This window comes from Streptomyces sp. NRRL S-495 (assembly GCF_000966955.1).
Classification (GTDB): domain Bacteria; phylum Actinomycetota; class Actinomycetes; order Streptomycetales; family Streptomycetaceae; genus Kitasatospora; species Kitasatospora purpeofusca.
Map to the genome: position 1 here is coordinate 1 of NZ_JZWY01000320.1, position 21,028 is coordinate 21,028.

General features: G+C 73.7%; 22 protein-coding genes and 2 pseudogenes. 9 read left to right on the plus strand and 15 right to left on the minus strand.

All coding sequences use genetic code 11. From position 1 onward, the window contains the following. Positions 1 to 341 (minus strand): annotated as a pseudogene (locus VR45_RS17495) (hypothetical protein); the annotation flags it as partial. A 679-nt stretch (positions 342 to 1,020) separates the two neighbouring features. Between VR45_RS17495 and VR45_RS17500 the strand changes: the two are divergent. The 4 genes from VR45_RS17500 (at position 1,021) to VR45_RS17515 (ending at position 4,746) form a co-directional block, all read left to right on the plus strand. Next, entirely contained in the window at positions 1,021 to 1,836 is an 816-nt protein-coding gene (locus VR45_RS17500; protein WP_052709163.1) for a transglycosylase family protein, read from the plus strand. Between the two features lie 137 nt (positions 1,837 to 1,973). Beyond that, positions 1,974 to 2,696 (plus strand): alpha-ketoglutarate-dependent dioxygenase AlkB, encoded by a 723-nt coding sequence (locus VR45_RS17505; RefSeq protein ID WP_234326015.1) that lies wholly within the window; start codon positions 1,974 to 1,976, stop codon positions 2,694 to 2,696. 211 nt (positions 2,697 to 2,907) lie between these two features. After that, the gene (locus VR45_RS17510; RefSeq protein ID WP_045940705.1) at positions 2,908 to 3,768 is read left to right on the plus strand and encodes an acyl-CoA thioesterase II; all 861 of its coding nucleotides are present in this window, start codon (positions 2,908 to 2,910) and stop codon (positions 3,766 to 3,768) included. A 183-nt stretch (positions 3,769 to 3,951) separates the two neighbouring features. Next, positions 3,952 to 4,746, plus strand: a complete 795-nt coding sequence (locus VR45_RS17515) for a DUF1684 domain-containing protein (RefSeq protein WP_045940706.1) — start codon at positions 3,952 to 3,954, stop codon at positions 4,744 to 4,746. Between the two features lie 52 nt (positions 4,747 to 4,798). Here VR45_RS17515 and VR45_RS17520 read toward each other — a convergent pair whose 3' ends face one another. Genes VR45_RS17520 through VR45_RS17535 form a run of 4 tightly spaced genes read right to left on the minus strand, consistent with a single transcriptional unit; the run spans position 4,799 to position 8,004 of the window. Next, entirely contained in the window at positions 4,799 to 5,062 is a 264-nt protein-coding gene (locus VR45_RS17520) for a DUF6059 family protein (protein WP_045940707.1), read from the minus strand. A gap of 17 nt (positions 5,063 to 5,079) precedes the next feature. Next, complete coding sequence (locus VR45_RS17525; RefSeq protein ID WP_063772502.1) at positions 5,080 to 6,753, minus strand: tryptophan 7-halogenase; 1,674 nt, start codon at positions 6,751 to 6,753, stop codon at positions 5,080 to 5,082. Position 6,754: 1 nt separating this feature from the next. Further along, entirely contained in the window at positions 6,755 to 7,183 is a 429-nt protein-coding gene (locus VR45_RS46980) for an ester cyclase (protein WP_045940708.1), read from the minus strand. Further along, positions 7,180 to 8,004, minus strand: coding sequence for a methyltransferase domain-containing protein (locus VR45_RS17535; protein ID WP_079009051.1), 825 nt, complete (start codon positions 8,002 to 8,004; stop codon positions 7,180 to 7,182). Before VR45_RS17535 ends, VR45_RS46980 begins: the two co-directional genes overlap by 4 nt. 413 nt (positions 8,005 to 8,417) lie before the next feature. Between VR45_RS17535 and VR45_RS44185 the strand changes: the two genes are divergently transcribed. Then, positions 8,418 to 9,617, plus strand: coding sequence for a nitroreductase/quinone reductase family protein (locus VR45_RS44185; RefSeq protein WP_159394244.1), 1,200 nt, complete (start codon positions 8,418 to 8,420; stop codon positions 9,615 to 9,617). 126 nt (positions 9,618 to 9,743) lie between these two features. Here VR45_RS44185 and VR45_RS17545 read toward each other — a convergent pair whose 3' ends face one another. From VR45_RS17545 to VR45_RS17565, 5 genes are read right to left on the minus strand one after another with little or no spacing between them, the layout of a single operon-like run. After that, positions 9,744 to 10,205 carry an anthrone oxygenase family protein gene (locus tag VR45_RS17545; protein ID WP_045940709.1) on the minus strand — a complete coding sequence of 154 codons (462 nt, stop codon included), beginning with the start codon at positions 10,203 to 10,205 and terminating at the stop codon, positions 9,744 to 9,746. A gap of 10 nt (positions 10,206 to 10,215) precedes the next feature. Beyond that, positions 10,216 to 11,391: an FAD-dependent oxidoreductase gene (locus VR45_RS17550; protein WP_159394245.1), complete on the minus strand. Its 1,176-nt coding sequence runs from the start codon at positions 11,389 to 11,391 to the stop codon at positions 10,216 to 10,218. Between the two features lie 50 nt (positions 11,392 to 11,441). Next, a complete protein-coding gene (locus VR45_RS42410) occupies positions 11,442 to 11,777 on the minus strand; it encodes an antibiotic biosynthesis monooxygenase family protein (RefSeq protein WP_052709166.1) in 336 nt (111 codons plus the stop codon). After that, complete coding sequence (locus tag VR45_RS17560) at positions 11,774 to 12,148, minus strand: antibiotic biosynthesis monooxygenase family protein (protein WP_063772503.1); 375 nt, start codon at positions 12,146 to 12,148, stop codon at positions 11,774 to 11,776. Before VR45_RS17560 ends, VR45_RS42410 begins: the two co-directional genes overlap by 4 nt. A gap of 40 nt (positions 12,149 to 12,188) precedes the next feature. Beyond that, positions 12,189 to 12,509, minus strand: coding sequence for a TcmI family type II polyketide cyclase (locus VR45_RS17565; protein ID WP_199839856.1), 321 nt, complete (start codon positions 12,507 to 12,509; stop codon positions 12,189 to 12,191). A 446-nt stretch (positions 12,510 to 12,955) separates the two neighbouring features. On the opposite strand from VR45_RS17565, the gene VR45_RS17570 reads away from it, so the two are divergent. After that, the gene (locus tag VR45_RS17570; protein WP_234326016.1) at positions 12,956 to 14,302 is read left to right on the plus strand and encodes an FAD-binding oxidoreductase; all 1,347 of its coding nucleotides are present in this window, start codon (positions 12,956 to 12,958) and stop codon (positions 14,300 to 14,302) included. A gap of 119 nt (positions 14,303 to 14,421) precedes the next feature. Here the strand turns inward: VR45_RS17570 and VR45_RS48695 are convergent, their stop codons facing one another. The 5 genes and pseudogenes from VR45_RS48695 to VR45_RS17590 form a co-directional block, all read right to left on the minus strand. Further along, positions 14,422 to 14,886: an SRPBCC family protein gene (locus tag VR45_RS48695; protein WP_045940729.1), complete on the minus strand. Its 465-nt coding sequence runs from the start codon at positions 14,884 to 14,886 to the stop codon at positions 14,422 to 14,424. Positions 14,887 to 14,949: 63 nt separating this feature from the next. Beyond that, positions 14,950 to 15,144: pseudogene (locus VR45_RS48700) on the minus strand (acyl carrier protein); the annotation flags it as partial. A gap of 54 nt (positions 15,145 to 15,198) precedes the next feature. Further along, complete coding sequence (locus VR45_RS17580) at positions 15,199 to 16,239, minus strand: beta-ketoacyl synthase N-terminal-like domain-containing protein (RefSeq protein WP_045940712.1); 1,041 nt, start codon at positions 16,237 to 16,239, stop codon at positions 15,199 to 15,201. Then, positions 16,236 to 17,528, minus strand: a complete 1,293-nt coding sequence (locus tag VR45_RS17585; protein ID WP_045940713.1) for a beta-ketoacyl-[acyl-carrier-protein] synthase family protein — start codon at positions 17,526 to 17,528, stop codon at positions 16,236 to 16,238. Before VR45_RS17585 ends, VR45_RS17580 begins: the two co-directional genes overlap by 4 nt. Further along, entirely contained in the window at positions 17,525 to 17,962 is a 438-nt protein-coding gene (locus VR45_RS17590) for a cupin domain-containing protein (protein ID WP_045940714.1), read from the minus strand. The genes VR45_RS17585 and VR45_RS17590 overlap by 4 nt, the downstream gene beginning before the upstream one ends. Positions 17,963 to 18,211: 249 nt before the next feature. Here VR45_RS17590 and VR45_RS17595 point away from each other — a divergent pair, with 249 nt between their 5' ends. The 3 genes from VR45_RS17595 (at position 18,212) to VR45_RS17605 (ending at position 20,992) form a co-directional block, all read left to right on the plus strand. Then, the gene (locus VR45_RS17595) at positions 18,212 to 18,793 is read left to right on the plus strand and encodes a cupin domain-containing protein (RefSeq protein ID WP_063772504.1); all 582 of its coding nucleotides are present in this window, start codon (positions 18,212 to 18,214) and stop codon (positions 18,791 to 18,793) included. A gap of 4 nt (positions 18,794 to 18,797) precedes the next feature. Continuing rightward, positions 18,798 to 20,141 carry a cation:proton antiporter gene (locus VR45_RS17600; RefSeq protein ID WP_078896616.1) on the plus strand — a complete coding sequence of 448 codons (1,344 nt, stop codon included), beginning with the start codon at positions 18,798 to 18,800 and terminating at the stop codon, positions 20,139 to 20,141. Between the two features lie 68 nt (positions 20,142 to 20,209). Then, entirely contained in the window at positions 20,210 to 20,992 is a 783-nt protein-coding gene (locus VR45_RS17605) for an SDR family oxidoreductase (RefSeq protein ID WP_045940732.1), read from the plus strand. Positions 20,993 to 21,028 lie beyond the last annotated feature (36 nt).

The following is a 21,028-nucleotide window of genomic DNA, read 5'->3' on the forward strand; positions in this document are numbered from 1 at the left end:
GCGGGAAGGGCCTGGGCGGGGAGGGACGGCTGCAGCCGGGCGGGGTCGGCGGACACGTCGCTCTGGGCCTGGCTGATGCTGCGGACCGCGCCGGCCAGCTGCTCCTCGGCGACCGGGACGACCTGGGACGGAATGCAGCGGGCATGGGCGAAGGCGAGCACGGCCGTCTCGTCGCCGACGAACAGCACGGTGCTGGTCGGCTCCAGCAGGGCGTCGCCGGGGGTGCGGCAGGAGGTGCATTCGTAGTTGTCGGGTGCGTGGGCGCCGCCGAGCAGGCGGTCGGCCTCGTCGTCGCCGATCTCGGATCGGACCTCGTCGCTGACGTCGAGCATGCGCGGCACTGGGTCTCCTCGGTGCGGGGTCGGAAATACCGGTTGGGGGCTGTCGGGGCCGGCGCCCGGGGTCTCGGGGCCGGCCCCCGGGGTCGAACGCGGTGGAGCCGGAAGGTCGGGTCTGTTCGAGCCGGGAGGCGGCGGCGGCCCGGCCGCCCTTACCAACGGGCCCTTGTGGCAGGGGTCACGGGTGGGGGGTAGGGGTGACGGGAATTGCCTCTGATCCGATCGCGGAGGGTGTTCTCGGCGTCGCAATCTGTCGATCTCGATGGCGGGACTGCCGGAATGAAACGGTGAGGTGAGTCACGGCTCGTCGATGTTTGATCTAGGAAATGACGGTTAAAACGGACAAATTGGACAGATTTACATGGTCGTTACCGCCGGTAACGCCGTGCTGAGCTGGGGAGACCTCCGGCTGTTTGAACCCCGGCCGCCCGCCTCGTAGCTTCATTGGCGGTGCAACGAGCACCACCCGGGTTCACCCCCGACGCACAGCCCGCCGGTTCGCACCGGCGCCGGCAGTGCCCGCCGACGCGACCGCTCGAACAGGTCGCCGGTGTGTGGCGGGTGGCCGGGGCGGCACGGAACGTCCGACACGTCTCCGGCCGCCCGACGGACGCGGCGCGCGATTCCAGACCCTCAAGGGCTTGGTTCCGCATGCCCTCCCGGGGCTGTCGAGAGGAACCTCATGACCTTCCGTAACGAGATCGCCGCTGCCACCACCACCGCCACCAAGCGCAACCGCGTTCGGATGGCCGTGGTGGCGGGCGCCGCTGTCGCGGCCCTGCCGGTGGCCGGCCTCGTCACGGCCACCTCGGCCTCGGCCGCCTCCGTCTCCACCTGGGACGCTGTCGCCCAGTGCGAGAGCGGCGGCAACTGGGCCATCAACACCGGCAACGGTTTCTACGGCGGTCTGCAGTTCACCTCCAGCACCTGGGCCGCCTTCGGCGGTACCGCCTACGCCTCGCAGGCCAACCTGGCCACCAAGGCGCAGCAGATCGCCGTCGCCGAGAAGGTCCTCGCCTCGCAGGGCCCGGGCGCCTGGCCCGTCTGCTCCGTCAAGGCCGGTCTGACCAAGGGCGGCGCCGCCGCCGCGGTCGACACCTCCACCCCGAAGGCCACCGAGGCCCCGAAGCCGGCCGCCCCCAAGGCGACCGAGGCCCCGAAGGCCGCCGCGCCGAAGGCCGTCGAGGCCCCCAAGGCCGCGCCGAAGGCCGTCGAGGCCCCGAAGGCTGTCGAGGCTCCCAAGGCTGTTGAGGCCCCCAAGGCCGCGCCGAAGACCGAGGCCGCGCCGAAGGCCGACAAGGCCGCGAAGTCCGGCAAGTCCTGGACCTCGAACGACGCCAAGCAGGTCAACGGCACCTACACCGTCAAGGCCGGCGACACCCTGAGCAGCATCGCCGCCGCCAAGGGCATCGACTGGCACGCCCTGTACGACAACAACGCCAAGGTCATCGGTGCCAACCCGGACCTGATCCTGCCGGGCCAGACCCTCACCGTCTGATCCGACGCCGGTCGATCCGAGACCGGTTGATCCACGCCTCCACGGCCGCCCTCCCGCACCACGGGAGGGCGGCCGTCGGGGGTTTCCGGCCGTTGCCGGGTCCGGCCGTTGTCGGAGGGGTGCGCGAGGATGGGGACGTGACCCAGGGCGAGTTGTTCGGCGGACTCTTCGACGCCTCCCCCGAGCGCGGACGGTCCGAGCCGGCTCCGGGGGCGGTGCTGCTCCCCGGCTGGCTCGACGCGGCGGCGCAGCTGCGCCTGGTCGCCGCCTGCCGGGACTGGGCGCGCCCGCCCGCGGGGATGCACACCGTCCGGATGCCCACCGGCGGGACGATGTCCGTCCGGATGGTCAGCCTGGGTCGCCACTGGTACCCCTACGGCTACTCCGACACCGCCGAGGACGGCACCCCGGTCAAACCCTTCCCGGCCGAGCTCGGCACGCTCGCCCGGCGGGCGGTGGCCGAGGCGTACGGGCCCACGGCCGGCGGTGGCGGTGAGGATGGCGGTATCGGGGGCATCGGGGGCATCGCCGGGGCCGTCGGCTACGAGCCGGACGTCGCGATCGTCAACCACTACCCGCACGGTGCCCGGATGGGCCTGCACCAGGACCGCGACGAGCGCGCCGACGCCCCGGTGGTCTCGCTGTCGCTCGGCGACACCTGCGTCTTCCGGCTCGGGAACACGGAGACCAGGACCAGGCCGTGGACCGATCTGGAGCTGCGCGGCGGCGACCTGCTGGTGTTCGGCGGCCCGGCCAGGTTCGCGTACCACGGTGTGGTGCGGACCCTGCCCGGGACGGCGGACCCGGCGCTGGGGCTGACCGGGCGGCTGAACATCACCGTCCGGCAGTCGGGCCTGTGACCGGTGCCACCCTGCTCCCACCTGCGGTGACCTTTCGCGCAGGGGCTACTGTTCGACCTCGTTCGAGTGAATTGGCACGGCCGGCCCGGGTTCGGGGAATGTCCCGGCTCGCTGAGGAATTCGATTGGGCTGGAGAATTCGAGAGAACGGGTTGCCGGCGGCGGGGCGGAAGACCTCCGGCCCGGGCGGCGGCCCGGAGAGGACGTGTCCCATGGCTACCCCCGTCGACGATCTTGTCGCACTGCTGGACCTTGAGCAGATCGAGCTGAACATCTTCCGCGGGCGCAGCCCCGAGGAGGCGCTCCAGCGCACGTTCGGCGGGCAGGTGGCCGGCCAGGCGCTGGTGGCGGCGGGGCGCACCGTGGACGACGACCGCCCGGTCCACTCGCTGCACGCGTACTTCCTGCGGCCCGGCGTGCCGGGGGTGCCGATCGTCTACCAGGTGGACCGGCTCCGGGACGGCCGCTCGTTCACCACCCGCCGGGTGCTGGCGATCCAGGGCGGGCGGTCGATCTTCGCGCTGACCGCCGACTTCCACGCCCCGGAGCCCGACAGCATCGAGCACCAGTACCCGATGCCCGAGGTGCCCGGCCCGGAGAAGCTGCCGAGCGCACTGGACGAGGTCGGTTCCCGGCTCGGCGAGCTGCCCCCGTTCATCAGCCGGCGCCAGCCCTTCGACATCCGCTACGTCGACCGGCTGCGCTGGAGCACCGAGGAGCTCGCCGGGGTCGAGGCGCGCAGCGGCGTCTGGCTGCGAACCAACGGGGCGCTGCCGGACAACCCGCTGATCCACGTCTGCGCGCTCACCTACGCGTCCGACATGACGCTGCTGGACGCCGTCCGGGCCCCGGTCGAGCCGCTCTGGGGCACCCGGCACTTCGACATGGCCTCGCTGGACCACGCGATGTGGTTCCACCGGCCGTTCCGCACCGACGACTGGCTGCTCTACCAGCAGGAGTCCCCGATCGCCCACGGCGCCCGGGGCCTGGCGCGCGGGCAGATCTTCGACCGGAGCGGGCAGCTGGTGGTGTCGGTGGTGCAGGAGGGCCTGTTCCGCCGGATCAAGGCCTGACGGGTGGCAGCGGCGCGTGCGAACGGCGTGTTGACCGGCGTGACGGCCGTGCGACGGCTGTGCGACGCCGTGCGACGGTGTCCGGGACTGGGAATGCCCGGCCCGGGTACCGGATGTTCGATGGGGTGACGGAGAACGGACGGCCCGCCCCGCGGGCCCTGACCGGAGTGGGAGGGCGAGCCGATGACGGCGACGGCCGCGGAGGAATGGCAGCACTGGAGCGACGGACGGGCGGCGACCGTCAGCGCGCCGCACGGCCAGCTGGCGCTCACCGGTACGCACTGGCTGGAGCCGGAGCCGGCGGCGATCGCCGGCCTGCCCGGGGTCTGGTGGGCGGACGCGGAGGGCGTGCGGCTGCGGGCGGCGGCGGCCGACGGCGTCACCGTCGCGGGGGCGGAAACCCCCGTCGACGGCGAGGTGCTGCTGCGCCCGGACACCGACCCGGCGGCGGACACCGCCGCGCTCGGCGAGGTGCTGCTGGTGCCGATCGAGCGCGAGGGCGAACCGGCCCTGCGGGTCTTCGACCCGAATTCGCCCGGGCGGGCGTCGTTCGCCGGGATCTCGGCCTACCCCTACGCGCCGGAGTGGGCCGTTCCGGCGGTCTTCACCCCCTTCGAGGACGGCGCCGGGCAGACGGTGCTCGTCCCGAACGCCGACGGCAAGGAGCGCCCGCTCGCGGTGACCGGGCAGATCGCGTTCACCGTCGCCGGCGAGCACAGCACCCTGACGGTCAGCCGCTCGGGCGACGGCCGGCTGAGCGGCGTGATCGCCGACGCGACCAGCGGCCGGGACACCTACCGCTTCCGGTTCGTCACCCTGCCCGCCCCGGACCGGGACGGCCGCACGGTGCTGGACCTCAACCGCGCCTACCTGCCGCCCTGCGCCTTCGCGGACCACTTCATCTGCCCCTTCCCGCCGCCCGGCAACCGGCTGGACTTCGCGGTGGAGGCGGGCGAGAAGCAGGTCCTCACCCGGTAGGGCCCGCGCCCGGGAACGCCGGCCGGGCCCGGAGGGGCGTTCCCGGGCCCGGTCACTCGGCGTAGTAGGCGTTCCAGAGCTCGCGTTCCACCGGCGTCGGGGGAAGTGGACAGAGCCGCTCGGGGTGCGCGCGCGGCGGCTCGTCCAGCCGGGGCGGGGCCGCCGTCGGCAGTACCCTCAGCTCCGGGTCCAGCACGGCGGGCACCCACTGGGCGCCGAGGAGCATCAGCCCCCGGTACAGGAAGCCGAGGACGCGCCGGCCCAGCCGTCCCGGCCGGCCGGGCCGGTGCGTCCCCGAGCGGGGCTCACGTCGCACGACGGCTCGCCCGCCCGCTACTCGGGGATGATGACCTCGCTGGCCGAACGCGCCCCGGCGGTGGAGCCGGACGGGTCGGCGGGGGCGAGGTAGCGCATCTCGGCGGGTGCCTGCTGGGTGAGCCAGGCGGTCATGTCCTTCAGCTCGGGGATGCCGGGGAACATGAAGCGGCGCTCGCGGTCCTCCAGGCCGATGCCCCGCAGGACGCCCTCGGAGCGCTGGATCCGGTCCATCAGTTCCCGGGCGGCGGCGCCGGCGGTGGTCCGCCCCTGCTCGTAGTCCTCGCAGAGCCGCACCATGTCGTCGAAGAGCAACTTGTAGCTGGGCTGGTCGGGCATCAGCAGGCCGGGGTACGGCAGGTCCTCCATCGCGCGGAAGACCCGGTCGTCACGGGTCTCGCGGAAGCGGTCGATGAAGCGGTCGAAGCGGAGGTTGATCGGGACCTCGGCGGCGGCCCAGACCCGGTAGACGGCGTTCCACAGCTCGTAGTCGGAGAAGGCGATGAACGAGCAGTTGACCATGTCGTCGTTGCAGCGGATCAGCCCCTTCTGGAGGGTGTCCACGTAGGCGAACCGCTCGACGTCGAAGTCGTCCTCCTCCAGCGCCTCGAACAGCCGCCAGGCGAAGGCGTTGATGACCTCGGTGGTGTTGGTGAGGCCCCGGGAGAACAGTGGGTCGATGAAGCCCGCCGCATGCGACATCAGGCACCAGCGGTGGCCGACGGTCTGCTTCGAGCTGTACTGGAGCCGGCCGGTGGAGACCCACGGCCGGACGGTCTTCGCGTCCTTGAAGACCCGCTCCACCGCCGGGAACCGTGCGGCGTGGAAGCGGAACTCCTCCTCGGGCGTCATGCCCTCCTGGCGCGGGTAGAGCCGCTCGTCGAAGGTCAGACCGACGCTGACCAGCGGGTTCAGCGAGCGCGGCTCGTTGTTGAACGGGATGGACCAGAACCAGCCGCGCTCGAACATGTGGTGCATGGTGCCCTCGACCCAGGGGATCGGCGGCAGGTCCTCCGGCTCCATCCGGAGCACCTCGTCGGTCGGCCGGACCCCGATCATGTGGGTGAACAGGGACCGGGAGTGGTGCTTGAGCGCGTCCGGTGCCTCGCGCAGTCCGAGCTTGTCGGCCACCGGCGAGCGGAATCCGCTGCCGTCGACCAGGAAGCGGGCGGTGAACCGCTCGCCGGACGGGTCCGCCACCGACACCTGGTGCTCGCCGAGTTCGAGGTCGCTGACCCGGAAGCCCTGGCGCACGTCGCAGCCGTACTTGATCGCGGTGTGGAACAGGAAGGCGTCGGTGTCCTGGCGGAACAGGTGGCCGGTCTGCAGCGCCTTCGACGGCGGGCTGAACTGGTTGACCTCGCGCGGATCGGGCTCGCGGCCCTCGTGGTGCAGCATGAAACCGAAGTGCTTCTTCACCCCGGAGGTCGGGGCGATGTTGGACAGCCCGCCCTCGTAGGAGGTCAGGTACTCCAGCTCGGGCACGTCGTAGCGCTCCGCGAGCTGGCGGAAGCCCTTCAGGGTGTAGAGCGTGGTGGACTCCCCGACGGCGAACTTCGGGTGCACGCCGGCGTCGATGATCAGCACCCGGACGTCCCGGCGGGCCAGGACGGCGCCCAGCACGGTGCCGGCCATGCCGGCGCCCAGGATGATCACGTCGTAGTCGGGCCTGGCGGTGACTGCCTCGCTCATGTCAGCCTCCCACTCGTTCCTCGTTGTCGTGTCCGGCGGTCAGTTGCGCGACCACCTCGGCGGTGTCGAACGCGTTCCAGTCCTGGACGACCAGGCCGTCCTCGATGAGCCAGATGACGATCCCCGACACCTTGATCGAACGCCCGGTGGCGGCCACGCCCCGGTAGTCGCCGGTGTGCCGGGCGGTGGTGGTGTAGTGCGTGACGACGTACCGGCCGTCGCCGAGCACCAGGTCGAGGTCGACCCGGATGTCGGAGAAGGCGGCGTGCACCCCGGCCACGCTGCGTCGGGGCCCGGCCGGTCCGACCCGTCGGCCGTTGAGCACGAACCCGGGGGAGAAGACCTGCTCGGCGATCCCGGTGTCACCGCCGGCCCAGCCCTTGGTGAACCAGGACTCCACGAGCTCGCGGTGCGCCGCGGAGGCGCTCACGGCTTGGTCCCGGAGACGATCACGAAGGTTCCGAGCATCAGGAACCGGCCCTCGGCGTCCCGGCGGAGGATCTCCTCGCCCCACTCCCGGGCCTCCTCGGGGGTGGCCACCCCCTGGGCGGCGGCCGCGCCGGCGGCCTTGCCGATCCAGGTGAGCGAGTCGGCTGCTACCAGACTGGTCAGCACGACCGGCCGGGCGGTGACGGTGACGTCCCGGGCCCCGGCGCGGACCAGCAGGTCCCGCAGCTGCCGGGCGACCCAGGGGTTGGGGACGTGGTCGCCCCACCAGCCCATGATCCTGCGGGTCAGCTCGCGGTCGTCGAGGTCGGGCGCCCAGAGCCCGTGGTCGGGGTCGGTGATCAGCACCTGGCCGCCGGGCCGGACCACCCGCAGCATCTCGGCGACCGCCGCGGCCGGGTCGGGGACGTGCTCGATCACCCGCTCGGCCCGGGCGGCGTCGAAGCCGTCGTCGGGGAACGGCAGCGCGGTCGCGTCGCCGTGGTGGAACTCGACCGGTGCGTCGCCGGGTCCGGCCGGCACCGCCCGGTCGATCAGCTCCTTGCTGGAGTCGAGGCCGACCACCCGGCCGGCCGGCCCGACCCGGGCGGCGATCGCCCGGACGTCGGCGCCCGTCCCGCAGCCGACGTCGAGCACGCGGTCACCGGGGGAGACCCGGAGCATGCCGTCGAGTTCGCTCTTGACCGCCGCCAGTTCGGCCGCCGCCCGGTCGAGGAAGCTGCGCGCGTCCTCGGCCCGGCGCCAGACCTCGGCGGGCCGCAGGGGTGCGGCGCTGCCGGTCCCGGCTCCCACAGTTGCGCCCATGAATCCGCCTATCGCTCGGGTGGACCAGATCGGAAGGCCATCGGCCCCGCGCACGGCGGGACCCTGGTGGAGGGCGGTGGTCGCGGCCGACGGCCGGACGTCCGCCGGTGACGGGGCCGTTGTCGGAGCCGTCCGCCGGTGGAACCGTCCTGTGCGGGCGCCGCTTCGGCCCGATGGCGTCTCTACCGTACGAGCGGTGGGTAAAGCCCGGAGAAAACCGGTTCCGTGCCCCACCTGCTTGATCCGGTAGGGGAGTTGAAGATCGCGGGCTTCGCGTTGACAGCGTCCCGGGAGCGTGCCACTCTGCTTAGGTAGCAAGCTATTCATGCCCTGTGGGCGGCCAGGACCGTGCCGACCAGGCCCGTCGTCGATTCGACCGCCGGCCGGGCTCTGCCCGAAGGGAGGTGGGCGGCGTGACGACCTCTGGACCGTCGGCAGGGGAGGGATCCCCGGAGCGGCCGCTGTCGATCCTGGTGATCAGTGACAGCCCGTTCAGCCGGATCGGCGTGGTCTCCGCGCTCGCGGGAGCCGAGGGCTTCGCGCCGCCCCGCCACAGCGCGACCGACCCCGGCGCGGTGGACCGCGCGGCCGCCGAGTGCCGCCCCGACGTGGTGGTGATCCTCGACGACGCCGATCCGGAGCCGGTGCTGGCCGCGCTGGCCGACGGCACCCACGGGGCGCCGCGCGTCCTGCTGCTCCGCCTCGGCGGGGCCGGTGCGCACGACGACGTCCCGCCGGGCGTGCACGGCACCCTGGCCGGCCTCACCGATCCGGCGATGCTGGTCTCGGCGGTCCGCCTGGCCGGCTCCGGCTACCAGGTGGCCGGAGGCCGGCCCGGGAGCGGCGACCGCCCGCTGACCGGAGTGGGGGACCCGGCGCTGCGGGCCCAGCTGGCCAGACTGACCTGGCGCGAGATCGAGGTGGTCAGCCTGTTGCTGCGCGGCTGGTCCAACCAGGAGATCGCCGAGGCCCTGGCGCTGAGCGCCAGCACCGTGAAGAGCCACATCCGCAGCCTCCTCGGCAAGTTGGAGCTGCACAGCCGGATCGACGTGATCACACCAGGGCGTACGCCGTCGGCCTCGTCCGGCCGGGCGTCGCGTGGCACCCGCACCGGGCGGGCGTCCCCTCCTGACCGCACACTCCACCAGAGGAGAGCACCCGCCATGTCCACCCCCACCCGCGTCCGGGTCACCGGGTTCCAGAGGTTCGGCAACAAGATGATGGAGGTCTTCCACGGGATCGGTCTGCCGGTCGGCCCGATGCAGCTGTTGAAGGTGAAGGGCCGCAAGTCCGGCCGCGAGTACACCAACCCGGTCGCGCCGGTGACGGTCGACGGCACGATGTACATCCTCCAGGCGTTCCCCGGGTCGGACTGGGTGAAGAACGTCCGGGCGGCCGGCGAGGGCGTGCTGGTGCGCGGCCGCAAGGCGCGACGGGTCGGGCTGGTGGAGGTGCCGCCGCACGAGCGCGGGCCGATCGCCCGGCAGTTCCCGACCCAGGTCCCGATGGGCGCGAGCATCTTCGTGAAGAACGGCGTGGTGCCGGACAAGCGGCCGGAGAGCTTCGAGCAGGCGGCTCAGGGGATCCCGCTGTTCCGGGTCGTCCCGCTCTGAACCCCCGCCCGCGGGCCCTTCCGGGGCGCGCGGCGAAGGGCCCGCACCGCGGCTGCGCGGTGCGGGCCCCTTTCGTGCTGCGTGCTGTGTGCTGAAGGCTGTGCGCTGCTCATTGCGTGCGGCGGGTCAGCGGCTCAGCAGCAGCATGCCGCCGGCGGCTGCCGCGAAACCGGCCACCGAGATCCAGGTGCGCCCCCGGTTGGCCCGGGCCCAGCGGGTCCGGACGGTCGCCCAGCCCTCCGGCAGCCGGCCCGGGTCCCAGCCGTCGATGGCGCGGTTGATCCGGACGTTGGTCAGCTCCGAGACCAGCGCGACCCCGACCAGTCCGGCCTCGGCCAGACCGAGGACCGCCTTCGCGCCGACGCCGGGCGCCAGGACGACCAGCAGCAGCCCGCACCCCAGGCCGATCTTGTTCAGGGTGGGCATCAGCGGATCGAAGCGCGGGTCCAGCAGCCGGTGGACCTGGACATAGCGGTCGCCGGGCAGCCCGGCCAGCATCGGCACCACGGCGACCTCGACCGCGACCAGCACCCCGGCCAGTGTCCCGCTGATCAGCAGCAGGGCCGCGGCGAGCAGTTGGACGAACACCCCGGCCCCCTCAGTACTCGAAGTCCATCATCAGCCGGTACGTGCCCTTCCTGGCGAAGGTGCCGAAGAAGGCCCGCATGAACAGGTCGCGGGCGCCGCAGCTGACGGGCCCGCGCAGGGTGCCGAGCAGGCCGATCCGGTAGGCGCCGCGGACCATGGCGTCCACCCGCCGGCGCCGCAGCGCCTCGTAGCGGGCGAAGGCGGTGGCGATGTCACCGTCCGCGGCCAGCCGCTCGGCGAGCACCACACCGTCCTCGATGGCCTGGCCGGCGCCCTGGCTGAGGTTCAGCGTCATGGGGTGCGCCGCGTCCCCGACCAGGCAGACCCGGCCGTGGCTCCAGGCGGACTCCCGCTCGGGCGGGCGGTCGGCGATGTCGATGGGCAGGATCGCCTCCTCGGCGGTCGCCGCGAGGACGGCGGGAATCGGGTCGGGCCAGTCGGCGTAGGACTCGCGCATCACCGTCCGGCGGTCCTTGCGGAACATGTCGAAGGCGGCGCTGGCGCCGTCCGAGGTGATCGCGTCCCAGTAGACCTCCTCCTCGTTGAGCCGGCAGTACAGGAAGCGCAGCCCGCCCCGGCCCCACAGGTTGAAGAACGTCCCGCTCGGGACGACGTCCTCGCCGGGCAGCCGGGCGATCGCCTGCCAGGCGGTGTAGCCGGCGTAGCGCGGCGGCAGGTCGTGGCCGTGGCGCAGGGTGGAGCGGACCGCGGAGCGCATGCCGTCGGCGCCGATCAGGATGTCCGCACGCCGGGTGGAACCGTCGGCGAACCGTACGGTGACGCCCTCGTCGTCCTGGGTGAAGCCGGAGCACTGCGCGCCCAGCTCGACGTCGTCGCCGACGTGTTCCAGCAGCAGGGCGTTGAGGTCGGAACGGCGCAGGGCGACGGCCGGCGCGCCGATCCGGCGGGACTCCGGGGCGATCGCCCAGCGGGCCAGGGTGCGGCCCCGGTCGGAGCGGAACTCGTGGAACTCGATCTCCGAGGACACCTTGGCGACGGCGTCGTCCAGACCGAGCCGGCGCAGCGCGACGAAGGCGTTGTGCCAGAGCATGAAGCCGCCGCCGGTCAGCAGCCGGCCGGGTTCGGTACGGCGCTCGTGCACGGTGACGTCGATGCCCGCCCGGCGCAGGCCGATGGCGGTGGTCAGGCCGCCGATACCGGCGCCGATCACGACGGCGCTGCGCACCGGGCGGAGGCCCGCAGCGCCCCGGGTGCGCGGTGTGCCCGCTGCGGGCGTCATGCGGACGGGGACGCGGCCGGCGCCGGACCGAGCGAGTCCAGCGTGGCGCGCACGTCGTAGATCCGGCGCTGGAAGGTGTCCGCCCAGTACGGGTACATGGCGGCGGACTGGGCGATGTGCGCGGGGTCGTCGGCCCAGGCGCGGAACAGCGCCTCCGACTCCCACTCGGCGAGCAGGCAGTAGCGGTCCGGGACGGCGGCGTCGCGCAGCAGTTCGTCCCGCAGGTGGCCGGGGGTGCCCTGGACCTTGGCGGTGACCTCCAGGTAGGCCCGTTCGAAGGCCTCGTGGTGGGCCGGGTCGATGGTCGCGGTGATCACGACGCGAACGGTCATCGCGGCGTCTCCTTCGCTGGCGGGGGCTGGGCGGGTGGCGGCTGGGTGGATGACGGCTCGGCGGATGACGGCTGGGCGGGCGGGAGCTGGGCGACGACCTCCAGGACGGACCGGGCGGCCGACTCCCGCAGCTGCTCCAGCGCGGTGGAGAGCGCCACCCGGTGGTCGCTCGCCTGGTAGGCCGCGAGGTCCTCGTGGGTCGCCCAGTCGGCGGTGACGGTGTAGTGGCGCGGCTCGCGCGGGTCGCGGAGCAGCGCCTGGCCGAGGGCCCCCGGCCGGCGGGAGCTGTGCTCGGCGGCCGCCAGCCAGGTCCGCTCGAACTCCCGCTCCCGGCCGGGGCGGACGACCATGGACAGGGTGGTGCGGATCACGGCCGCCTCCGTCCGGGGCCGGCGGCGGGGCGGGGCGGGCTCAGGCGTTCCATGTGTAGAACTCCTGGGCCATCGCGTCCCGGGGGCCGCGCCAGGTGCTCGGGTCGTAGGCGCCGATGAACGGCTTGAGCCGCTCGTTGACGTCCTGGAAGAGCGGGTGGGTGCGGGCGGACTCGACGCGCTCGGCCAAACCGTCCTCCGCGCCGATGAGTTGGAAGTAGAGGTCGTGGAACCGGAACAGCCGGCGGTGCCGGACCCCGATCAGGTGGGGGAGTTCGGTGGCGTCCGACTCGGCCCAGATGTCGGAGACGCGTCCGGCGTCCCCGGGGGACATGCGCGCGACGATCAGTGTGTACTGCAACGGGCTCTCCTCACCTCGGGACCTGGTCGGACGACCGTTCCGGCTCATCCTGTCGGCGGGTGGTAAAGCGTCCGTCAGGGCACGGAAAACACCTTGGCGCCGAGGGCGCGGGTTTTCCAATTTATTAGCATGCTCTCTACTTGTCTTGCGCTACCGTGGGTTCCCGGCCCTCGCCGCGTCCCCCGTCGGCGCCGGCCCTCCCCCCGATCTCCCCTGATCCGCACCCGGCACCACCCTGACCGGAAGGACCGGCATGATCACTCGCAGATCGCTCCTCGGGGCGGGCGCCCTGGCCCTGCCACTGGCCGCCACTGGCCGCCGCCCCCGCCCTGCCCGCCGTCGCCACCGCGGCCGAGACCCGGCGGCGACGCTGGTCCGGGCTCTCCGGCCGGCTGCACGGCACCCTCGTCCTGCCCGGGGACCCGGCGTACGGCACCGCCAAGCAGATCGGCCAGACCCGCTTCGACTCGGTCGAGCCGGCCGCCGTCGCCTACTGCGCCGACGAGGCCGACGTCGCCCTCTGCCTCCGCTACGCCCAGGACCGCGCCGTCCCGATCGCCGTCCGCTCCGGCGGGCACAGCGCCGCCGGGTACTCCACCGGGACCGGCCTGGTCGTCGACGTCTCCCGGCTGAACGGCATCGCCGTCGGCGCCGGTTCGGTCACCCTGGGGACCGGTGCCCAACTGGTCGACGTGACCAACGGCCTCGCCCCGTACGGCCTCGCGGTCTCCGGCGGCTTCTGCCCCACGGTCGCCCTCGGCGGCTTCCTCCAGGGCGGCGGCATCGGCCTGCTCACCCGCCACGTCGGCGTCTCCAGCGACACCGTCACCGCCGCCCGGGTAGTGCTCGCCGACGGGCGGACCGTCACCGCCTCGGCCGACCGGCACGAGGACCTGTACTGGGCGGTCCGCGGCGGCGGTGGCGGCAACTTCGGCGTCGTCACCTCCTACACCGTGGCGCCGACCGCGCTCACCGCCCTCGCCGTCGGCACCCTGGCCTGGGGCCCGGAGCGGGCGGCGGCCGTCCTGGACGCCTGGGCGCACTGGCTGGTCGACGCCCCGCGCACGATCGGCGGGGCCGCCGTGGTCGTCCTCGGCGACGCCGCGCCGGGGCGGCCGCCCACCGTCTCGGTGCTGCTGAGTTCGGTCGGCACCGAGGCCGAACTCACCGCCCAGACCGACCGCCTGGTCGACCTGGTCGGGGCCGCGCCGATCGCCCGCAGCGGGTTCGGCGGCCCGTACCACGTGGTCATGAACGGCCTGTACGGCTGCGGGACGCTCACCCAGGAGCAGTGCCACCGGGCCGGGACCGGGCCCGCCGCGGCGCTGCCGAGGCCCACGTACGCGGTCGAGCGCAGCCGGCTCTTCCCCGCTCCGCCGGCCCGCCGCATGTGGGAGGACGCGGTCGCGCTGCTCGACCGCGAACGGGTCCCCGGGCAGCAGCACCTGATCCAGGTCGGCGCGCTCGGCGGCGCCGCCAACGACCTGCCCCGCACGGCCACCGCGTACGTCCACCGGGACGCGCTGTTCAGCACCAGCTTCCTGGGTGTGATCGCCGCCGGGCCCGCGGACGAGGCCGCCACCGGGGCGGCCCGGCGCTGGACCGACGCCGGGTTCGCGGTGCTCGACCCGCACTCCAACGGCGAGACCTACCAGAACTTCGTCGACCCGGAGCTGCGGGACTGGGCGGCCTCCTACTACGCGGAGAACTATCCGCGGCTGGTGGCGGCGAAGCACCGGTACGACCCGTACCGGCTGTTCCGCTTCCCGCAGGCGATCGGGGGGCGCGGCTGACCCGAGCGGGGCCGGCCGCACGCTGCCGACCCCGCTCCCGCCCGCACGACCGCGCCGGCGGAGCCCGAGAGGCTCCGCCGGCGCGGTCGTCGTACCGCGGTCGTCGTACCGTCCGCCGGTCAGGCGGCGCGGCGGCGGGCCCGCTCCTCGACCCGGCCGCGGATCAGCTCCAGCTGGAAGGTGGAGTTGGCGCTGATCCGGGCGGTCATGGCCGGGGTGTCCAGCGGCGCGTCGGGCTTCATCGCGAACTCCTGCCGCCAGCGCAGCTCCACGCCGCCGGGCACCTCGCGGTACGTCCACAGGAGCGTCATGAACGCGAACGGGCCGGTCTCCACCCGGCGGGCGCGCACCGTCCCGGTCGCGGCGTCGACGGTCCGTGCCGAGACCCAGCTCCAGACCGCGCCGTTCTCGTCGGGGTGCATGGTGAGCCGGAAGGTCACCGTGTCGCCCGAGCGCTCCAGGATCTCGGCGCTCGCGTACTCGCTGAACAGCTCCGGCCAGGCCGGCACGTCGTTGGTCTGCTCCCAGACCTCCCGGTAGGGGGCGTCGATGACGACCGCCTGCTCGGTGACGCCGGACTCCAGCCGGCCGGCGGTGACGAGCCGGCGGTAGCACCCGAGCAGCAGGTCGTACACCGTGTCCGACGGCAGTTCGTCGCTCTCCGGATCGAGGCCGAAGCGGCGCTCCAGCTCGGACAGCACGCCGAGGCGGCCCAGGGAGTCCACCGTGAGGTCGTCGAAGGTGACGGACGGTTCCAGCAACTGCTCGGTGTCGGTCTTCACGCCGGTGGCCCGGCCGATCAGATCGGCCAGTTCGGCCAGGGTGATCGCGGTCGTACTCATGGTGGACACTCCTCCGATTCTCGGTTCGGGTGGTGCGGCGGCCGGTCCCGGCCCTCACAGGGCGCGGATCACCGCGGCCGCGTTGAAGCCCTCGAAGCCCCGGGCCAGGACCAGCACGGTCCGCAGTCGGGCCGACCTCGTCTCCCGCACCAGGTCGACCTCGCAGCCGGGTGCGAGCGCGCCCACGCCCGGGGTGCCGGGCACCAGTTGGTCGCGCAGCGCCAGCAGGGCGATCGCCACGTCGAGCGGCGCCGGCCGCGGGTCGAAGGTGGCGGCGTGGCCCGCGAGTTCGCCGTAGCCGGGACCGTCGCCGCGGGAGCGCCAGGACCGTTCGCCCTCCAGGACGAACATCGCCCCGCCCTCGCCGGCCGCATAGCCGTCGGCCTCGGCGGAGAACGGCAGGTAGGCGCGGTCCGGGGCGTCGCGGGTGGTGAGCAGCCCGGCGGTGGCGTGGCAGGCCAGCGCGTACGGGCTGAGCGGCGCGTCGGTGCCGCCGCAGACCGCCGCCCGGGCGTCGGAGCGCAGCGAACGCCGGGACTGGGCGAGGGCGTCGAGGCCGCCGGCCTGCTCCCCGATCAGGACCCCGCAGGCGCCCTTCATCCCGTGCCGGATGGAGATCTGACCGGTGGTCGCCGCGTAGAACCAGGCGATCGACTGGTAGGGGCCGACGAAGCGGGGGCCGTCCGCCCACAGCTTCTGGATCTCCCGCTGCCCGAACTCGTTGCCGCCCGAGGAGGCCGCGGTGACCACCGACAGGTCGTACGGGTCGAGTTCGCCCGGGTCGATGCCGGCGTCCTCCAGCGCCCGCTCGGTGGCGACCAGGCCGAACTGGGTCCACCGGTCGGTCTGCACCAGCAGCCGGCCCTCCACCAGCTCCGGCACCACGAGGTCGCGGACCTCGCCGGCCAGCCGGACCGGGTAGCCGGCCGCGTCGAAGGCGGAGACCTCGCGGATCCCGCTCACGCCGTTCAGGGTCGCGTCCCAGAACTGCTTGGTGGTGGCGCCGTTGGGGGCGATCACGGAGAGCCCGGTGAAGACGGCGCGCCCGCCGTCCGCCGTCGCGCCCGGCCCGGTCGTGCCGACGGGCGCGCTCATGCCGCCCGTCCGAACCGCCGGTGGGGCAGGAAGTCCGGCCTGGTCAGCAGCATCGCCGACTGGAAGCCGCCGAAGCCGCTGCCGACGCTCAGCACCACGTCGGTGCGGTGCTCACGGGCGGTGACCGGCACGTAGTCCAGGTCGAGCGCCGGATCCACGCTCCGCAGGTTGGCGGTCGGCGGCACGACGTCGTGCTCGATCGCCAGGGCGCAGGCTGCCACCTCCAGGGCGCCGATCGCCCCCAGCGAGTGGCCGATCATCGACTTGATCGAGCTGACCGGTACCCCGTACGCGGCCCGGCCCAGGGCGTCCTTGAAGGCGGCGGTCTCGTGCCGGTCGTTCTGCTTGGTGCCGGAACCGTGCGCGTTGATGTAGTCGACGGCCCCGGGGGCGACCCCGGCGCGGCCGAGCGCCAGCCGGATGGCCTCGGCCATGTCGAGCCCGTCCGGCTTGAGTCCGGTCATGTGGAAGGCATTGCTGCGCTGGGCGAAGCCGACGATCTCGGCGTACCGGTGCGCGCGGCGCCGGGCGGCGTGCTCGCGGCTCTCCAGGACCAGGACGGCGGCGCCCTCGCCGAGCACGAAGCCGTCGCGGTCGCGGTCGAACGGGCGGGAGGCGTGTGCGGCGTCCCCGTTGTTGCGCGAGGTGGCGCCGATCGCGTCGAAGCAGGCCACCGAGATGGGGGAGATCGGCGCGTCGGTGGCGCCGGCGACCACCACGTCGGCCGCGCCCTCGGAGATCAGCTGGACGCCGTGCGCCACCGCGTCCAGCCCCGAGGTGCAGCCGGTGGAGACCACCGTCGCGGGCGCCTCGGCGCCGGCCGCCCAGGCCACCTCCACCGCCAGGGTGCTGGGGACCAGTGCCCGGTAGAGGTGCCGGCCGGCCAGCGCCGGGTCCACCTCCCAGCGGGCGCCGTGCTCGCTCACCACGACGTACTCGTCCTCCAGCCGGGTGGTGCAGCCGACCGCGCTGCCGATCGAGACGCCCACCCGCTCGGGGGCCGTGCGGCCCGGCTCCAGGCCGGCGTCGGCCAGTGCCTCGCGGGCGGCGACCACGGCGAACTGGGCGCTGCGGTCCATCCGTTCGACCTCCTCGGCGGTCAGCCCGCAGGCGGCGGCGTCGAAGTCGACCTCGGCCGCGATCCGGGACCGGAAGCCGGTGGCGTCGAAGAGGCTGATGCCCCTGGTCGCGGTGCGCCCGGAGGCGAGCAGGTCCCAGTAGGCCCGCCGGCCGATCCCGCCGGGGGCGACCACGCCGATCCCGGTGACGACCGCGCCCCACTCGCTCATCGGGTCTCCCCGTTCGGGGCGTCGGGGAACGGCTGGGGTTCGGTGTCCACGTGCCCGAGGTCCGGGCGGGGCGCCAACGGGCCCAGGTGGTAGACGAGTTCGGCGGTCCCGTCGCCGGTGTTGGTCAGCCGGTGGCGGACCCCGGCCGGGATCAGGAGGCCCTCCCGGGCGGCGAGTTCGAGCGGTTCGCCGTTGAGCGCGACGGTGATCCGGCCGGTGATCAGGTAGACGAACTCCTCGGAGTACGGGTGGTAGTGCTCATTGACGAACTCGCCCGGGGCGAGCGTGGCCAGGCCGGTGAACCCGCTGGTGGCACCGGTGTTGGCCGGGCCGAGCAGGGTCCGCAGCAGGCCGCCGCGCCGGCGGTTGACGGGGGCCTCGTCGGCCGCCACCCGGAGGGTCGCGGCGTCCAGGCCGGTGGTCTTCTCGGTCATGAAGGTTCGACTCCTCGATGGAGGGGCGGGAAAGCGGGCGGAGCGCAGTGGGGCGGGCGGGCGCGGAGCGGAAGGTGGCCGACCGGGCCGACCGGGCCGTCCCCCGAAGTCTGCGCGGCCGCGGAAAAGCTCCGATTAGTCGTCCGCAAAGCGCCGTCCGGCCGTCGGCGGCCCCGTTTGTCCCGGCTTTACCAGCGGCTTTACCGCAGCCGTCGACGCTTGGTCCACCCGAACCGAAAGGCGGAGGACATGACCGCGACACGAGGACGCGTCGTCGAACTCGGCGGCGTCAAACCCATTACCTGGGGCGGTGAGACGGGACGCTGGCTGCTGCGGGGAGAGGACACCGGCGGGCTCTACTCCTTCTTCGAGGTGACCACCCCGCCCGGCGGCGGTCCGCCGCTGCACATCCACGAGGACGTCGACGAGGCGTTCTACGTGGTCGAGGGCGAGTACGAGATCCGGCTCGACGGCGAGCTGCACAAGGCCGGTCCCGGCTCCCTGGTGTACGGGCCGCGCGGCATCGGCCACGCCTTCGTCAACACCTGGGACCGGCCGAGCCGGATGCTCTGCGTCGCCACGCCGGGCGGCGTCGAGGAGTGGTTCGAGGAACTGGGGCAGCTACTGGAGGAACAGCGGCCGCCGGACTGGGACCGGATGCAGGCGCTGGCCTCCCGGCACCGGATCGTGGGCTTCCGACCCCGGGGGGGTCCGCCCGGCGGCGGCCGGCCCGGGGGAGCGCCGGGCGGTGCGCCCGGTGGGCCTGGTGGTGCGCCCGGTGGTGCGCCTGGCGGGCCCGGTGGGGCCGCCGGCCTGCTCGGGCCGGGGTGACGCGATGGCCCAGGACTCTGCGACGGTCCTCGCGGAGACGGTCGCGGGCGCCGCGCTGGTGCTGGTCGCCGGCGCGGTGCTGATCCCGGTGCTGCGCCGGTTGCGCCAGCCGCCGGTGATCGCCGAGATCCTCGCCGGCATCGTGCTCGGCCCCAGCCTGCTCGGCCTCCTCCCCGGAGACCTGCCCGCCACCCTCTTCCCCCCGGCGGTGCGCACCAATCTGTCGGCCATCGCCCAGGTGGGCATCCTGTTCTTCATGTTCCTGATCGGCTGGGAGGCCGACCTCGGGCAGATCCGGGCCCGCCGCAAGGCGGTCCTCGGTATCTCGCTGTCCGCCATGGTGCTGCCCTTCGGCCTCGGTGCGGCGCTCGCGTGGTGGCTCTGGGACGGCCACCGCACGGTCGCCGGCCACGAGGTGGCCCGCCCGGCGTTCGTGCTCTTCATCGGTACCGCGATGGCGATCACCGCCTTCCCGGTACTGGCCCGGATCATCCAGGACCACCGGCTCCAGATGACCCCGGTGGGCATCCTCGCACTGGCCAGCGCGGCGGTCGGGGACGCGCTCGCCTGGTGCATGCTCGCGGTGGTCTCGCTGGTCGCGGCCGGTGGCGGCTCCGGGCACCTGACCACCATCCTGGTCGGGTCCGCGCTGTACGGCGCCGTCCTGGTCGGCGCGGTCCGCCCGCTGCTGGCCCGGCTGGTGACCCGGATGACCAAGGACGGCGTGGTGTCGGCCCGGCTGCTGCCGGTGGTCGCCGCCGGTGTCTTCGCAGCCGGTTGGACCACGCACCGGATCGGACTCGACGCCATCTTCGGCGCGTTCACCTTCGGCCTGGTGATGCCGCGCGGCACGCTGCGCTCGCTCAAGGCCGCCGTGGGCGTGCCGCTGGAGCACTGCACGACCCTGCTGCTGCCGATCTTCTTCATCGCCACCGGTCTGTCGGTGGACGTCACCGGGCTCGGCTCGGCGGGTCTGCTGGAGCTGGCCGCGGTGATCGCGGTCGCCTGCCTCGGCAAGTTCGGCGGGACGCTCGGTCCGGCCCGACTGTCCGGCCTCTCCTGGCGGGACTCCTCGGTGCTCGGCGTGCTGATGAACACCCGCGGGCTGACCGAGCTGATCATCCTCAACGCGGGCGTGCGGATGGGCGTCCTGGACACCCGGATGTTCACCATGATGGTGCTGATGGCGCTGGTCACCACCGCGATGGCGGGGCCACTGGTGCCGCGGCGGGCCTACGCCCGGGACGACACGGCGGACGCCGTGGACGGCGTGGACGGCGTGGACGGCGCGCGTGGTGCGGACCCGTCGGGTCGCGCCCCGGCCGCCGTCCTGGAGAAGACCCCATGATCCGGCCGGCGCGCCGCGCCGCCCCCGCCGCGGCGCGCCGGCCCCACGGAACGGACGGAGACACCGACATGCCCTACCCCTACCAGCGGGCGCTGGTCACCGGTGCGTCCAGCGGCATCGGCGCGGCCTTCGCGGAGGAACTGGCCCGCCGCGGCGCCGCCGTCGTCCTGGTGGCGCGCCGCGAGGAGCGGCTGAAGGAACTGGCGGCACGGCTCGGCGAGCGGTACGGCGTCGGCACCGAGGTGCTGGCCGCGGACCTCGGCCGGGAGGAGGACCTGGCCGCGGTGGTGCGCCGGGCCGGCGACCCGGAGCGGCCGGTGGACCTCCTGGTCAACTGCGCCGGATACGGCTCGGCCGGCCTGTTCGCGGACCTTCCGGTCGAGCGCGAGGCACACCAGATCCGGGTCAACCTGGTCGCCCCCGTGCTGCTGAGCCATGCGGTGCTGGGCCCGATGGGGCGGCTCGGACGGGGCGGGATAGTGAACGTCTCGTCGATCGTCTCGGTGCTGCCGATGCCCCGCTCGGCCGTGTACGGGGCGAGCAAGGCGTTCCTGGGGGCGTTCGGCGAGAGCCTCTTCCTGGAGACCGCGGCGAGCGGGGTGCACGTGACCACCGTGCGGACCGGGCTGGTGCGCACCGAGTTCCACGAGGCGGCCGGGGTGGACCCGGCGGGGCTTCCGAAACTGGGCTGGCTGGTACCGCAACGGATCGCGGCGGACGCGCTGGACGCGGTGGCGAAGGGTCGGCCCTTCGTCACGCCGGGCGCGGGGTACAAGCCCCAGCCGTACCTGCTGAGTGTGATGCCGCGCCGGCTGCTGCGGGCGATGGTCCGGCGGATGTACCGGGTGTGACGGTCTGCCTGCCTGCCTGTCTGTCGGACAGACGGA

Coding starts and splice junctions, on each gene's coding strand:
- VR45_RS17510 (WP_045940705.1), top strand. CDS start 2,908: ATGGCTACCCCCGTCGACGATCTTGTCGCACTGCTGGACCTTGAGCAG.
- VR45_RS17500 (WP_052709163.1), top strand. CDS start 1,021: ATGACCTTCCGTAACGAGATCGCCGCTGCCACCACCACCGCCACCAAG.
- VR45_RS42410 (WP_052709166.1), bottom strand. CDS start 11,777: ATGACCGTTCGCGTCGTGATCACCGCGACCATCGACCCGGCCCACCAC.
- VR45_RS17525 (WP_063772502.1), bottom strand. CDS start 6,753: ATGAGCGAGGCAGTCACCGCCAGGCCCGACTACGACGTGATCATCCTG.
- VR45_RS17535 (WP_079009051.1), bottom strand. CDS start 8,004: ATGGGCGCAACTGTGGGAGCCGGGACCGGCAGCGCCGCACCCCTGCGG.
- VR45_RS17515 (WP_045940706.1), top strand. CDS start 3,952: ATGACGGCGACGGCCGCGGAGGAATGGCAGCACTGGAGCGACGGACGG.
- VR45_RS17595 (WP_063772504.1), top strand. CDS start 18,212: ATGACCGCGACACGAGGACGCGTCGTCGAACTCGGCGGCGTCAAACCC.
- VR45_RS17590 (WP_045940714.1), bottom strand. CDS start 17,962: ATGACCGAGAAGACCACCGGCCTGGACGCCGCGACCCTCCGGGTGGCG.
- VR45_RS17605 (WP_045940732.1), top strand. CDS start 20,210: ATGCCCTACCCCTACCAGCGGGCGCTGGTCACCGGTGCGTCCAGCGGC.
- VR45_RS17580 (WP_045940712.1), bottom strand. CDS start 16,239: ATGAGCGCGCCCGTCGGCACGACCGGGCCGGGCGCGACGGCGGACGGC.
- VR45_RS17600 (WP_078896616.1), top strand. CDS start 18,798: ATGGCCCAGGACTCTGCGACGGTCCTCGCGGAGACGGTCGCGGGCGCC.
- VR45_RS17585 (WP_045940713.1), bottom strand. CDS start 17,528: ATGAGCGAGTGGGGCGCGGTCGTCACCGGGATCGGCGTGGTCGCCCCC.